Here is a 13638-nt window from a genome sequence, read left to right as displayed (position 1 = left end):
TCAGGTTCTCTCCGTTTTGCTTAACCACATTTCATCCATACCGCCGCCACGAATATGCATCGGATAAACGTGCTCGGTCCCATCAACAATCACATCCATAAAGACGAGGCGGTTGTTTTTAACGTGCTCAAGCGCTTGCGCGAGCTTTGTTTCCAGCTCTGCCGGATCGGTCACCCGCATGCCAACATGGCCGTAAGCTTCAGCAAGGCGAACAAAATCCGGCAGCGATTTCATGTAGGATTGAGAGTGACGGCCAGAGTAGATCATATCCTGCCACTGCTTCACCATACCGAGATACCCGTTATTCAGGTTCAGCACCAGTACCGGCAGTTCATATTGCAGCGCAGTAGACAGCTCCTGAATGTTCATCTGAATACTGCCGTCCCCCGTTACGCAGACGACGGTTTCATTCGGCAGCGCCAGCTTCACGCCCAACGCGGCAGGCAGACCAAAGCCCATTGTTCCTAAACCACCGGAGTTGATCCAGTGTCGCGGTTTATCAAACGGGTAATACAGGGCGGCAAACATCTGATGCTGCCCAACATCTGAGGTTACGTACGCCTCACCTTTCGTCAGTCGCCACACCGCTTCAATGACCGCCTGCGGCTTAATATTTTCACTTTGTGTGTCATATTTCAGGCACTGACGCGCGCGCCACTGTTCAATCTGCTGCCACCAGTCGCGGATCTCATCCAGCGGCTGGGTCGCACTCTCCTGGGCCAGCAGATCCAGCATTTGCTCCAGAACCTGCCGGGCATCACCGACGATAGGCACATCAGCCGATACCGTTTTTGAAATTGACGTTGGATCGATATCAATATGCAGCACGGTGGCGTTAGGGCAATACTTCGCCAGGTTGTTTGTGGTGCGATCGTCAAAACGCACGCCAACGGCAAAAATCACATCGGAATGATGCATCGTCATGTTGGCTTCATAGGTACCGTGCATACCCAGCATACCCAGCGCCTGACGATGGGTTGCGGGGAACGCCCCCAGTCCCATCAGCGACGACGCCACAGGAAGGTTGAGATTTTCAACCAACTCGCGAAGCTGGGCTTCACAGGCAGCGTTGATCGCCCCGCCTCCGACATAGACCACCGGTTTTTTGGCTGCCAGAAGCGTTTGCAACGCTCGCTTGATCTGCCCTTTGTGCCCCTGCGTTGTTGGGTTATAAGAGCGCATGCTGACCGCTTCCGGCCAGACATACGGCAGCTTGTTTGCCGGGTTGAGGATATCTTTAGGCAGATCGACCACCACCGGTCCAGGGCGTCCGCTCGCCGCCAGCCAGAAAGCTTTCTTCAGTACGCCGGGAATGTCTTCCGTTTGCTTGACCAGGAAGCTGTGCTTCACTACGGGACGCGAAATCCCGACCATGTCGCACTCCTGAAACGCATCGTAACCGATCAGTGAGGTTGCCACCTGCCCGGAGAGGATCACCAGCGGGATAGAGTCCATATACGCTGTCGCAATGCCGGTAATGGCGTTTGTCGCGCCGGGGCCGGAAGTGACTAACACCACGCCCACTTCACCCGTCGCCCGCGCCAGACCGTCAGCCATGTGTACCGCCGCCTGCTCGTGACGTACCAGAACATGGTCAATGCCCCCTACCGTGTGCAGCGCATCATAAATATCGAGAACCGCGCCGCCAGGGTAGCCGAACACTTGCTTTACGCCCTGATCGATCAGCGACCGAACGACCATTTCCGCGCCAGACAACATCTCCATGGTTTGCCTCCAGGCATTTTGTTATAGACGGAATGCCGAATTCATTTCCGCACCGTCTTACGATTGGGAGAAACCAATCTTATATTTTGCAGAGTGTTCTTTACCTTAACCGCTCGTTATGAGGCAGGCAATTAGCAAACCTGGAGAGATAAACGGTGCGTAAAGCAGAAAAAGCAGCCGTTAACTGAAGATATGGTTAATTCCTCTGGGAATAGAGGATGGGGTGATAAATCATCACTGAAAAGCGCGACAACGCAGGAAATCATCTATTTTTGCGAGCCGGAGAGCAGCCCAAAAAAAAGAACAACAGAACAAAATATCAATTATCTAAAAAAAATCAGGATAAATCACATAATCCGATGCAATTTATCCTGATGCGTTTACCGACGGCAAATGCCCACCAGCAGCTCTTCCATCCACTGATGTCCTTTATCCCGCCCCGCTGCTTCATGCCAGGAAAGATAACAGGTACGGCTATTTAGTTTGAGTGGCAGAGGTAAAATTTGCAGATTTAGAGAGTCAGAAAACTCTTCTGCCAGCCAGCGCGGCGCAATCGCCACCAGCTGTGTCTGTGAGACCACGTTTAATACGCTGACCATAGCCATGCCCTGATAAGCCACGCTTGCCTGTTTATCCGCAGTGTCATACCACGGCAGGCTAAAGGAAGCATATCTGTCGAGTGCAACAACGGCATGCTGCTCGTTATAAACATCGTTTTCGCGCAGCGGAGAATTCAGGCGTGGGTGTTTTTTACTGGCGACCAGAACCATTTCATCTTTAAACAGCGGCACGCAGGAGAATTCCGGACGACGGAACTCTTCATACCCGAGAACGAACTCGATCTCCTGATAGCGTAACTGATGTTCCGTGTTTTGATTCAGGGATGATTTAAAAACAAGATTGATATTTGGTGCGATCTCTTCAACTTTATTATAAATAATTGACGTTAAATAATTATCTAATGGGCTACAGACACAAAGATGGAATACGCGCTCGCTGCTTAAGGGTTCAAAGCCCGATCCCGGCAGCTCATTTTGAACCAGTTGCAACGCCTGGCGAATAGATCCGAACAGCTGGAACGCGCGAGCCGTAGGCTGGATACCCCTCCCGTATCGAACGAATAATTCGTCGTTAAACATGAGCTTAAGCCTGGCAACGGCATTACTCACGGCGGGTTGTGACATCCCCAACGTTTGGGCCGCTCGGGTGATATTCTGTTCCTGCATGACAGCATCAAACACCGTCAGAAGATTCAGATCCACCGTGCGTAACTGCGGTTTAATCCCATCAGTAGCTTGAGGTTGTTTAATATTATTTTCTGGCACTTCTGACTCCACTGTCACGCTACACTCCCTTTGCCATCGTACGGTAATAATCTCGAAAAATATGATTTATCATGCAAATACGATCAGCGAAAGAGAATTATTTAAAATTCGGAATATATAAAGACTCTATATAAATGAAAATTAATGAGCGCAAATGATATGTTTGACTTTAGGATCTGAATGAAACCATAAACTAAACAAATATACAATTACCATCAGGTTAACGATGACTTAAGTATTATTAAACTGTTAATGCTATCGATCTACAGTTACTTAACATCCTGTTATCTCTTTTCGTTTTTCAACGTTCTGGAATAGATTCACTGCATTTATAACTTAATGATATCCAAACTCTTTAAGCACAAAGCATTCTCTTCAACACATTTCACTCATTTTAAACAATTATATTTATTTGTTTCTGCAACTCTTTTATTAAGTCCAAAATTAGACAATTAGTCGGGCTACGAAAGCTAAAACCAGCACAATTAGCTAAAGTTAATAACCTGTTGATTCCGTCTCTCGGGCCCGTTTTCATCTTCAGGGGTTGACATGAACAGCCGTATCCAGTACCACTAAAAGCATATTGAATTTAACGGAGCACGATTCATGACACGCACCATTCGTTTCACCGGTCTACTACTACTAAACGCATCCACTGTGCGCGGTAGACTGGCGGGCGAAATTCAGCGTTGAATCGTCACCAGTAAGACTAAAAACCCGCGCCACTGCGCGGGTTTTTTTATGCTCGTAGCAAGGCGCCCTAAGACTGACAAGGACCTAACCCATGAGCCAGCAAGTCATTATTTTCGATACTACTTTACGTGACGGTGAACAGGCATTACAGGCAAGCCTGAGTGTTAAAGAGAAACTGCAGATCGCGCTGGCTCTCGAACGTATGGGTGTCGACGTGATGGAGGTCGGTTTCCCTGTCTCGTCTCCGGGTGATTTCGAATCCGTCCAGACTATCGCCCGCACCATTAAAAACAGCCGCGTGTGTGCCCTGGCGCGCTGCGTAGAGAAAGATATCGACGTTGCCGCCGAGTCATTGAAGGTGGCCGAAGCGTTCCGTATCCACACCTTTATTGCGACCTCGCCCATGCACATCGCAACCAAGCTGCGCAGCACGCTGGATGAGGTGATTGAGCGCGCGGTTTACATGGTTAAGCGCGCACGCAACTATACCGATGACGTTGAATTCTCCTGTGAAGATGCGGGCCGTACGCCAATCGAAGACCTGGCGCGCGTCGTCGAAGCCGCCATCAATGCTGGTGCCAAAACCATCAACATTCCGGACACCGTCGGCTACACCATGCCGTTTGAGTTCTCCAACATCATCACCGGCCTGTATGACCGCGTACCAAATATTGATAAGGCAATTATCTCCGTCCACACCCACGATGATTTGGGTCTGGCCGTGGGTAATGCCATCGCCGCCGTCCACGCCGGGGCGCGTCAGGTTGAAGGCGCGATGAACGGCATCGGCGAACGTGCGGGCAACTGTTCGCTGGAAGAAGTGATCATGGCGATCAAAGTACGCAAAGACATCATGAACGTGCACACCCGCATCAATCACAACGAAATCTGGCGCACCAGCCAGACCGTCAGCCAGATTTGCAACATGCCCATTCCGGCCAACAAAGCGATTGTCGGCACTGGCGCCTTCGCACACTCCTCCGGTATTCACCAGGATGGCGTGCTGAAGAACCGTGAAAACTACGAAATCATGACCCCGGAATCCATTGGTCTGAACCAGGTGCAGTTGAACCTGACCTCCCGTTCAGGCCGTGCGGCGGTTAAGCACCGTATGGAAGAGATGGGTTATAAGGACAGCGATTACAACATGGATCAGCTGTATGACGCGTTCCTGAAGCTGGCCGACAAAAAAGGCCAGGTCTTCGACTACGACCTGGAAGCACTGGCCTTTATCAACAAACAGCAGGAAGAGCCGGAGCACTTCCGTCTGGATTACTTCAACGTGCAGTCCGGGTCCAGCGACATCGCTACCGCCTCGGTCAAGCTGGCCTGCGGAGATGAAATTAAAGCAGAGGCAGCTAACGGTAACGGCCCTGTCGATGCGATTTACCAGGCGATTAATCGCGTCACCGAGTACGACGTTGAGCTGGTCAAATATGACCTGACGGCCAAGGGCCACGGCAAAGATGCGCTGGGTCAGGTGGATATCGTGGTCAATTACAATGGCCGCCGCTTCCATGGCGTGGGCCTGGCGACAGATATCGTTGAATCCTCCGCGAAGGCGATGGTGCATGTTCTGAACAACATCTGGCGCGCCGCCGAAGTCGAAAAAGAGTTGCAACGCAAAGCTCAGAATAAAGAGAACAACAAGGAAACCGTGTAATGTCGAAGAATTACCATATTGCTGTGTTGCCGGGTGACGGTATTGGTCCGGAAGTGATGGCACAGGCGCTGAAAGTACTGGAAGCCGTTCGCGCGCGTTTTGCGATGAAAATCACCACCAGCCACTACGACGTGGGTGGTATTGCGATTGATAACCACGGTACACCGCTGCCGAAAGCGACCGTGGAAGGCTGTGAAAATGCCGATGCCGTGCTGTTTGGTTCCGTCGGTGGCCCGAAATGGGAACACCTGCCGCCAGCAGAGCAGCCAGAGCGCGGCGCGCTGCTGCCGCTGCGTAAACACTTCAAGCTGTTCAGCAACCTGCGTCCGGCGAAGCTGTATCAGGGTCTGGAAGAGTTCTGCCCGCTGCGCGCGGATATCGCCGCCAACGGTTTCGACATTCTGTGCGTGCGTGAACTGACCGGCGGGATCTATTTCGGTCAGCCAAAAGGGCGCGAAGGCAGCGGTCAGCATGAAAAAGCGTTCGACACCGAGGTGTATCACCGTTTCGAAATTGAACGTATCGCCCATATCGCCTTTGAGTCTGCGCGCAAACGCCGCCACAAGGTGACCTCCATTGACAAAGCGAACGTGCTGCAGTCTTCTATTCTGTGGCGCGAGATCGTCAGCGAAGTCGCTAAGCAGTACCCGGACGTCACGCTGTCGCACATGTACATCGATAACGCGACCATGCAGCTGATTAAGGATCCGTCCCAGTTTGACGTGCTGCTGTGCTCCAACCTGTTCGGCGATATTCTCTCTGACGAGTGCGCAATGATCACCGGCTCCATGGGAATGCTGCCATCCGCAAGCCTGAATGAAGAAGGTTTTGGCCTGTACGAGCCTGCGGGCGGCTCCGCGCCGGATATCGCCGGCAAGAACATTGCCAACCCGATTGCGCAGATCCTCTCCCTGGCCCTGCTGCTGCGCTACAGCCTGGATGCAGACGATGCAGCAGCCGCAATTGAACACGCCATTAACCGGGCGTTAGAAGAAGGCGTCCGTACCGGCGATTTAGCACGCGGCACGGCGGCAGTCAGTACCGATGAAATGGGCGACATCATTGCCCGCTATGTCGCTGAAGGGGTGTAATCATGGCTAAAACGTTATATGAAAAGTTGTTTGATGCACACGTTGTTTACGAGGCACCAAACGAAACCCCGCTGCTGTACATTGACCGTCATCTGGTACACGAAGTGACCTCTCCTCAGGCATTTGACGGCCTGCGCGCGCACAAGCGTCCGGTACGTCAGCCGGGTAAAACCTTCGCGACGATGGATCACAACGTTTCCACCCAGACCAAAGACATTAATGCCTCGGGTGAGATGGCGCGTATCCAGATGCAGGAGCTGATTAAGAACTGTAAAGAATTTGGCGTTGAGCTGTACGACCTGAACCATCCTTATCAGGGCATCGTCCACGTGATGGGGCCTGAGCAAGGGATCACTCTGCCGGGCATGACCATCGTCTGCGGTGACTCCCATACCGCAACACACGGCGCGTTTGGCGCTCTGGCGTTCGGGATTGGCACCTCAGAGGTTGAACACGTTCTGGCGACGCAGACCCTGAAGCAGGGCCGTGCCAAAACGATGAAGATTGAAGTGAAGGGCAAAGCGGCACCTGGCATTACCGCGAAAGATATCGTGCTGGCGATTATCGGTAAAACCGGCAGCGCAGGCGGTACAGGCCACGTCGTTGAGTTCTGCGGAGACGCTATCCAGGCGCTGAGCATGGAGGGCCGCATGACTCTGTGCAACATGGCCATTGAGATGGGCGCCAAAGCCGGTCTGGTCGCGCCAGATGAAACGACCTTCAACTATGTGAAGGGCCGTCTGCACGCGCCGAAAGGTCACGATTTTGACGACGCGGTAGCGTACTGGAAAACCCTGAAAACCGACGATGGGGCGACGTTTGATACCGTTGTCACGCTGCAGGCAGAAGAGATTGCGCCGCAGGTGACCTGGGGGACCAACCCGGGTCAGGTGATTTCCGTCAACGACGCCATTCCAGATCCTGCTTCCTTCGCCGATCCGGTCGAGCGCGCCAGTGCGGAAAAAGCGCTGGCCTATATGGGGCTGAAGCCCGGCGTGCCGTTGACCGACGTGACCATTGATAAAGTCTTTATCGGTTCTTGCACTAACTCCCGTATCGAAGATTTGCGCGCGGCGGCAGAGATTGCCAAAGGCCGTAAAGTGGCACCGGGCGTGCAGGCGCTGGTGGTACCTGGCTCCGGTCCGGTGAAGGCCCAGGCGGAAGCCGAAGGTCTGGATAAGATCTTTATCGAAGCGGGCTTCGAGTGGCGCCTGCCTGGCTGCTCCATGTGTCTGGCCATGAATAACGATCGCCTGAATCCGGGTGAGCGCTGCGCCTCCACCAGCAACCGTAACTTTGAAGGCCGTCAGGGCCGCGGTGGGCGTACCCATCTGGTAAGCCCGGCAATGGCCGCCGCTGCGGCAGTCACCGGCCATTTCGCCGATATTCGCAGCCTGAAATAAGGAGACAATCATGGCAGAGAAATTTACCCAACATACGGGCCGGGTTGTCCCGCTGGACGCCGCTAACGTCGATACTGACGCTATTATTCCGAAACAATTTCTGCAGAAGGTGACGCGTACCGGCTTTGGCGCGCACCTGTTCAACGACTGGCGTTTCCTGGACGACAAAGGCGAAGTGCCTAATCCGGAATTCGTTCTGAACTTCCCTGAGTACAAAGGCGCCTCCATTTTACTGGCCCGAGAAAACTTTGGCTGCGGCTCATCCCGCGAACACGCCCCGTGGGCGCTCACCGATTACGGCTTCAAAGTGGTCATCGCCCCAAGCTTCGCGGATATTTTTTACGGTAACAGCTTCAACAACCAGCTGCTGCCGGTGACGCTGAGCGATGAACAGGTCGATGAGTTGTTCGCGCTGGTTAAGGCGAATCCGGGTATTTCGTTTGAAGTGGATCTGGAAGCGGAAGTGGTGAAAGCCGGGGATAAAACCTACAGCTTCAGCATTGATGCGTTCCGCCGTCACTGCATGCTGAACGGTCTGGACAGCATAGGTTTAACTCTCCAGCACGAAGCGGCGATTGCCACTTACGAAAACAAACAACCTGCATTTATGAAGTAATCCTCCGGCCTGCAGTGCACTCTGCAGGCCGCGTTTTATCCCAATACCCGCCCTCCTTCTGTAAATATTCCCAAACCCAGCCAATAATGACATTATATTTAACGTCAATTTAATGTTTCCTGCGCAGAATAATCGCTCAATCAGTTGGTAGCGGAAATCATCATGGAAAAGAAAAATGGCAATGAGTCTCACATCCGTTCTCGGGAAATACACAAATGCACATTAGTAAGCGTGATAATAAATATTTTACTCACTTGCTTTCAGATAGTTGCAGGAATATTCTCCGGTTCACAGGGATTAATTGCTGATGGGATTCATTCTCTTTCCGATTTATCTTCTGACTTTGTCGTTCTGATTGCGAATAAAAAGAGTCAGAAAGCCTCTGATATCGATCATCATTACGGTCATCTGCGTTTCGAAAACGGTGCAAAGCTTATTATTGGCGCTATTCTGCTGCTCGTGGGGGTCGGGATGCTCTGGTCCGCTGGCAATAAACTGCTTAATCCCGAGACGCATCAGATAGTAAAAGGGGCCGCTTTGTGGGTGGCGATACTGGCGCTGGTGGTGAAGGAGAGTCTGTTCAGATACATGTTTGCCACGGGAAAACGTATTCAGTCCTCGCTGCTGATAGCCAATGCCTGGCATGCCCGTTCTGACGCAGCGTCGTCAGTGGTTGTCGCCATCGGTATTGCCGGGAATTTAGTGGGTTTTCACGCGATGGACCTGATTGCGGCCCTGATTGTCGGAGTGTTCATCGCCCATATGGGTTACAAATTCTCTGCCGATGCCCTGCACGATCTGATGGACCGTTCGCTTGAACCCGAGCTGGAGCACGATATCAAAACGTGTCTTCTCTCAACCGAAGGCGTCACCGGACTCCATGATTTAAAAACCCGCAAGATGGGCGATTTAGCCCTTGTCGATGTCCATCTGGAAGTGAACGGCGAATTAAGCGTAAAAGAAGGGCATCAGATTGCCGTCAATGCCAGAAACAACGTGATGCAAAAATTCAATGTGCTGAACGTGATGACGCATATTGATCCTGCTCGCTAATCAGAACGCATAAATACAGTGTGACGCTACTCATCGTTAAGGTTTCGTTAATTAATCTGCGTCACACTGCATCGCATCAGCTCTCTCATTATTGAGGTAAAAAGCGATGAACCCAACGCTACGTAATACGCTTCCCCATAAAGAAACGCCTTTTCTTCGCGTACTGCACATTCTTGTAGCCATACTGGTGCTGGCCCAAATTATCAATTCTAATTTCACCGAAAGCGAGGCCCTCCACGAATCCGGACTGAACGGAATTGTCACCTGGATCCATGTTATCTCAGGGTTTGGTTTAATTTTTTGTGGTATTGCCATGATGGCATGGATGTTAACCCAGCGCGGATTTAAGTATTACTACGCCTGGCTGGCGCTGGATTTTCGTGGAATCGTTGAAGATATTCGCACCCTCGCGCAGCGTCAGTTACCTGACGCGCATGCTGGCGGTATGGCGGCAACGGTGCAAGGTCTGGGTGTGCTGGCGCTGCTGGGCGTTGCACTCTGCGGCGCGGCCTGGTTCGTGCTGAACGCCACGCTTGGGCCGGTTTCGTCCGTCACGGAATCCGTCTTAGATTTGCATAAATTCCTGACAGTTTTTATTGAGACATATTTCTGGGCACACGGCTTCATGGGACTCGTTCATATGTACCTGACGCTACGCGCGCAGCGTAAATATCAGTATTCCGAATAAAACGCTTCACAGAGCCCGGTGCTCCCGGGCTCCGTTTCACTCATCCGATTACACGTCTTTTACGCGGCAGGTCAGCAGTAGCGTCACGACAGATAGCGCCGCAATCATCCAGTAGACCGACGCATGACCATAGTTTTGCGCCAGCGCCCCCTGAATCACGCCCGCCAGGATCACGCCGGTTGAAATACTGTTGGTAAAAAGCGTCGTTGCCGAGCCTGCACGGCCGGGCATCAGATCCTGGAACCAGAGCATGCCGATCCCGGCAACAATTCCAATAAACACGGCGTTAAACAGCTGCAGCGCCAGCAACGCTTCACGCGAATGGAAAAGGATCAACCCCGCGTAGAACAGTACCCCGGCCGCCACGGCGACGATCATCATCCGACGCTTTCCAAAGCGCTTAACGTAATAGCCCGCCAGAATCATCGCCGGAATTTCCAGCCCGGCGGCGGTCCCCATTAAGATCCCCGCGAGCTTGTCCGGTAAGCCCAGATCGCTGCTGATCCACAGCGGCATATCAATAATGTACATGGTGTTGCAGGTCCACATCAGCGTCGAGGCAATAAACAACATGCGGACGTTCTTGTCCTGCCAGCCGCTCACCTGGGTAACAGGTTTATCCGTCGCCTGTTCGACGCGGGCCACGGACGGCAGTGCGAAGGCTATCAGCGCCAGGCTGATGACAAAAATCCCTGCCGCAATGGAGAACATGGTGGTAAAGCCATAGTTCAACGCCAGCATAAAGGCCAGCGGCGGACCAATGACCCACGCCAGCGAGAGCTGGGCACGCATCACCGAGCTGAACATCACCACTTCCCGCGCGGAGTTATCCGCATATTCACGGGCCAGGGCGAACAGCTGCGGCATAGCGGTGTTCGCCAGCGACGCCAGCAGCACGCCGCAGGTAATGAGCGTCAGATAATGACGATTGAAGGCAAAGAGCAGCGCGTTGCCCACGGCCATGGCGCAGCAAAAGAGGATTAGCCTGCGGCGATCGCCCTGACTGTCCGATCGTTTCGCCAGCGCGAGGCTGACCAGGATCCCGGCAATGGCGTTGACGGTATAAAACAGGCCGACCCAAAACGGCTGAGCCCCCACCTCGCGGCTGAGAAACAGGCTCAGCGTCGGCGCCTGAAGCGCCCCCGCCACGCCCATCATAAAGGCCACCAGCATAAAAGCGGCATACACGCCGTTCAGGCGTCGCCCCATCGTCATCAACCACAGCATGCGCAAGTCCTTGTGAAAGCGAATCGAAATTGGGTGAATAGTAAACGAAAAAAGCCAGCAAAAACATTTTGCTGGCGGGTGATATGCACCAATACTCAGTCACACATGATCGAGGCGAGTTAGCGGGAAGAGGTCGGTGTCGTAACGTCCCACTGCATCAATTCTTCTAACGTTTTCAGCCGTTGCTCTGCACACCGGCGGGCCAGCCAGGACGATCCTTTTGTCGCTGAAAAGTACTGCTGATAAAACTGACGTGCGGTAGACCTCTTCATAATTTACCTCCTCGCTTCATCGAGGAGAATTATTGGCCTAATATAGGGATAAATAAATTGCTGGTTTTTTGTCAGGAGTTCCCCTTTTATGCCTTCCGGTCGTCTGCAACAACAGTTTATCCGCCTCTGGCAGTGCTGCGAGGGGCAATCGCAGGAGACCACGCTCAACGAGCTGGCGGACCTGCTTAGCTGTTCCCGCCGCCATATGCGCACGCTGCTCAACACCATGCAGCAGCAGGGGTGGTTAAGCTGGGAAGCGGAAGCGGGACGCGGCAAACGCTCGCGACTGACCTTCCTGTATACCGGACTGGCGTTGCAGCAGCAGCGCGCAGAAGATCTGCTCGAACAGGACCGCATCGATCAGCTGGTCCAGCTGGTGGGCGACAAGGCCGCCGTGCGCCAGATGCTGGTTTCCCATCTCGGACGCAGTTTTCGTCAGGGCCGGCACATTCTGCGGGTGCTCTACTATCGGCCAATGAAAAATCTGTTGCCCGGCACGGCGTTACGCCGCTCTGAAACCCACATGGCCCGACAAATCTTCAGCGGCCTGACGCGCATAAATGAGGAAAACGGGGAACTGGAGGCGGATATTGCCCATCACTGGCAGCAGCTTTCCCCGCGCCACTGGCGCTTCTTCTTACGCCCCGGCATCCACTTTCACCACGGCCGCGAGCTGGAAATGCATGACGTCATCGCCTCTCTGGAACGCGCCCGCAGGCTGCCGCTCTACTCGCATATTTCGCGCATCCACTCCCCCACGGCCTGGACGCTAGACATTGAGCTGTCGCAGCAGGACAAGTGGCTTCCCTGGCTGCTGGGCTATGTACCGTCGATGATTTTGCCCGGCGAGTGGGAATCATTGAACAATTTTGCCAGCCTGCCGATTGGCACCGGGCCCTACTCCGTGTCCCGCAATAACAGCAACCAGCTGAAAATCCGCGCGTTCGATGACTACTTTGGCTATCGGGCGCTGATCGACGAAGTGAACGTGTGGGTATTGCCTGATCTCAATGAAGACCTGAGCTGCGGGCTGACGCTTGAAGGCCCCACCACCGGAGAAAAGGCCGTGGAGAGCCGCCTGGAGGAGGGATGCTACTATCTCCTGTTTGACCGCCGCACCCACCGCGGGGCAAACCAGGGCGTCCGCAAGTGGATCAGCCACGTGCTGTCCCCTTCCAATCTGATCTACCATGCGGAAGAGCAGTACCAGACATACTGGTTTCCGGCCTACGGCCTGCTTCCGCGCTGGCACCACGCCCGGCCGTCGCACTGCGACAAACCCGCAGGGCTGGAGTCCATCACCCTGACCTACTACCGCGAGCACGTGGAGCATCGTTTTATCGCGAGGATCATGACCCGCCTGCTGGCAGCCGAGGGGGTCAAGTTAGAGGTAAGAGAAGTGGACTATGACGAATGGCATCAGGGAGAGATCGCCAGCGATATCTGGCTCAACAGCGCTAATTTTACCCTGCCGCTCGATTTTTCATTATTTTCACACCTGTATGAAGTCCCGCTGATCCAGCACTGCATCGACCGTGACTGGCAGCAGGACGCCGCCCTGTGGCGAGCGGGCGAGATGAATCTTGCCGTATGGTGCCAGCAGCTGCTGGCCGAGCAGGCGATCGTCCCGCTGATCCACCACTGGCTGATGATTCAGGGCCAGCGCAGCATGCGCGGCCTGCGGATGAACACCCTGGGCTGGTTTGATTTTAAATCCGCCTGGTTTGCGCCCCCGGAGCCATAACGCTTTCGTAATATTCACCAAATCATTACAATAGCGCCGTTCTCAACGGGGTGCTGCATCACAGATGTGCGCTGAGATAATACCCGTCGAACCTGATCCGGATAACGCCGGCGAAGGGATTTGAGGCTGTCGCTCAAA

Annotated in this window: 12 protein-coding genes and 1 riboswitch; of the genes, 8 read left to right on the top strand and 4 right to left on the bottom strand. The window is 53.5% G+C overall.

The genetic code is table 11. The features are described 5' to 3' along the window. A complete protein-coding gene (gene ilvI, locus UR504_RS15245) occupies positions 1-1725 on the bottom strand; it encodes an acetolactate synthase 3 large subunit (RefSeq protein ID WP_271368840.1) in 1725 nt (574 codons plus the stop codon). A 380-nt stretch (positions 1726-2105) separates the two neighbouring features. After that, the gene (gene leuO / locus UR504_RS15240; protein ID WP_274242016.1) at positions 2106-3068 is read right to left on the bottom strand and encodes a transcriptional regulator LeuO; all 963 of its coding nucleotides are present in this window, start codon (positions 3066-3068) and stop codon (positions 2106-2108) included. 588 nt (positions 3069-3656) lie between these two features. Here leuO and leuL point away from each other — a divergent pair. The 7 genes from leuL (at position 3657) to UR504_RS15210 (ending at position 10257) form a co-directional block, all read left to right on the top strand. After that, positions 3657-3743, top strand: coding sequence for a leu operon leader peptide (leuL, locus tag UR504_RS21575; protein WP_071786497.1), 87 nt, complete (start codon positions 3657-3659; stop codon positions 3741-3743). A 91-nt stretch (positions 3744-3834) separates the two neighbouring features. Next, positions 3835-5406 carry a 2-isopropylmalate synthase gene (leuA, locus tag UR504_RS15235; protein ID WP_133293776.1) on the top strand — a complete coding sequence of 524 codons (1572 nt, stop codon included), beginning with the start codon at positions 3835-3837 and terminating at the stop codon, positions 5404-5406. After that, positions 5406-6497: a 3-isopropylmalate dehydrogenase gene (leuB, locus tag UR504_RS15230; protein ID WP_143344647.1), complete on the top strand. Its 1092-nt coding sequence runs from the start codon at positions 5406-5408 to the stop codon at positions 6495-6497. Before leuA ends, leuB begins: the two co-directional genes overlap by 1 nt. Before the next feature lie 2 nt (positions 6498-6499). Further along, positions 6500-7900, top strand: a complete 1401-nt coding sequence (leuC, locus tag UR504_RS15225; protein WP_115876447.1) for a 3-isopropylmalate dehydratase large subunit — start codon at positions 6500-6502, stop codon at positions 7898-7900. 10 nt (positions 7901-7910) lie between these two features. Beyond that, positions 7911-8516 (top strand): 3-isopropylmalate dehydratase small subunit, encoded by a 606-nt coding sequence (leuD, locus tag UR504_RS15220; protein WP_029741219.1) that lies wholly within the window; start codon positions 7911-7913, stop codon positions 8514-8516. A 162-nt stretch (positions 8517-8678) separates the two neighbouring features. Beyond that, positions 8679-9569, top strand: coding sequence for a cation diffusion facilitator family transporter (locus tag UR504_RS15215; RefSeq protein ID WP_143344645.1), 891 nt, complete (start codon positions 8679-8681; stop codon positions 9567-9569). Between the two features lie 106 nt (positions 9570-9675). Next, positions 9676-10257, top strand: a complete 582-nt coding sequence (locus UR504_RS15210) for a cytochrome b/b6 domain-containing protein (RefSeq protein ID WP_111964050.1) — start codon at positions 9676-9678, stop codon at positions 10255-10257. A 48-nt stretch (positions 10258-10305) separates the two neighbouring features. On the opposite strand, the gene UR504_RS15205 is transcribed toward UR504_RS15210, so the two are convergent. Further along, entirely contained in the window at positions 10306-11484 is a 1179-nt protein-coding gene (locus UR504_RS15205; RefSeq protein ID WP_302235752.1) for a sugar efflux transporter, read from the bottom strand. Between the two features lie 119 nt (positions 11485-11603). Beyond that, positions 11604-11756, bottom strand: coding sequence for a glucose uptake inhibitor SgrT (gene sgrT / locus UR504_RS15200; RefSeq protein WP_023334488.1), 153 nt, complete (start codon positions 11754-11756; stop codon positions 11604-11606). An 88-nt stretch (positions 11757-11844) separates the two neighbouring features. On the opposite strand from sgrT, the gene sgrR reads away from it, so the two are divergent. Continuing rightward, positions 11845-13500, top strand: a complete 1656-nt coding sequence (sgrR, locus tag UR504_RS15195) for an HTH-type transcriptional regulator SgrR (RefSeq protein ID WP_115876450.1) — start codon at positions 11845-11847, stop codon at positions 13498-13500. A 36-nt stretch (positions 13501-13536) separates the two neighbouring features. Beyond that, positions 13537-13637: riboswitch (TPP riboswitch) on the top strand. Position 13638 lies beyond the last annotated feature (1 nt).

The sequence above is a fragment of the Enterobacter sp. 241F3 genome, assembly GCF_034106785.1.
Lineage (GTDB): Bacteria > Pseudomonadota > Gammaproteobacteria > Enterobacterales > Enterobacteriaceae > Enterobacter > Enterobacter vonholyi.
The sequence above is the reverse complement of the archived record's forward strand: the minus strand, read 5'-3'. Positions and strand labels throughout refer to the sequence as shown.

Bases quoted from the DNA above. Each gene is read 5' to 3' on its own strand.
- ilvI (WP_271368840.1), bottom strand. From the start codon at position 1,725: ATGGAGATGTTGTCTGGCGCGGAAATGGTCGTTCGGTCGCTGATCGAT.
- leuL (WP_071786497.1), top strand. From the start codon at position 3,657: ATGACACGCACCATTCGTTTCACCGGTCTACTACTACTAAACGCATCC.
- leuA (WP_133293776.1), top strand. From the start codon at position 3,835: ATGAGCCAGCAAGTCATTATTTTCGATACTACTTTACGTGACGGTGAA.
- leuB (WP_143344647.1), top strand. From the start codon at position 5,406: ATGTCGAAGAATTACCATATTGCTGTGTTGCCGGGTGACGGTATTGGT.
- leuC (WP_115876447.1), top strand. From the start codon at position 6,500: ATGGCTAAAACGTTATATGAAAAGTTGTTTGATGCACACGTTGTTTAC.
- leuD (WP_029741219.1), top strand. From the start codon at position 7,911: ATGGCAGAGAAATTTACCCAACATACGGGCCGGGTTGTCCCGCTGGAC.
- UR504_RS15215 (WP_143344645.1), top strand. From the start codon at position 8,679: ATGGAAAAGAAAAATGGCAATGAGTCTCACATCCGTTCTCGGGAAATA.
- UR504_RS15210 (WP_111964050.1), top strand. From the start codon at position 9,676: ATGAACCCAACGCTACGTAATACGCTTCCCCATAAAGAAACGCCTTTT.
- UR504_RS15205 (WP_302235752.1), bottom strand. From the start codon at position 11,484: ATGCTGTGGTTGATGACGATGGGGCGACGCCTGAACGGCGTGTATGCC.
- sgrT (WP_023334488.1), bottom strand. From the start codon at position 11,756: ATGAAGAGGTCTACCGCACGTCAGTTTTATCAGCAGTACTTTTCAGCG.
- sgrR (WP_115876450.1), top strand. From the start codon at position 11,845: ATGCCTTCCGGTCGTCTGCAACAACAGTTTATCCGCCTCTGGCAGTGC.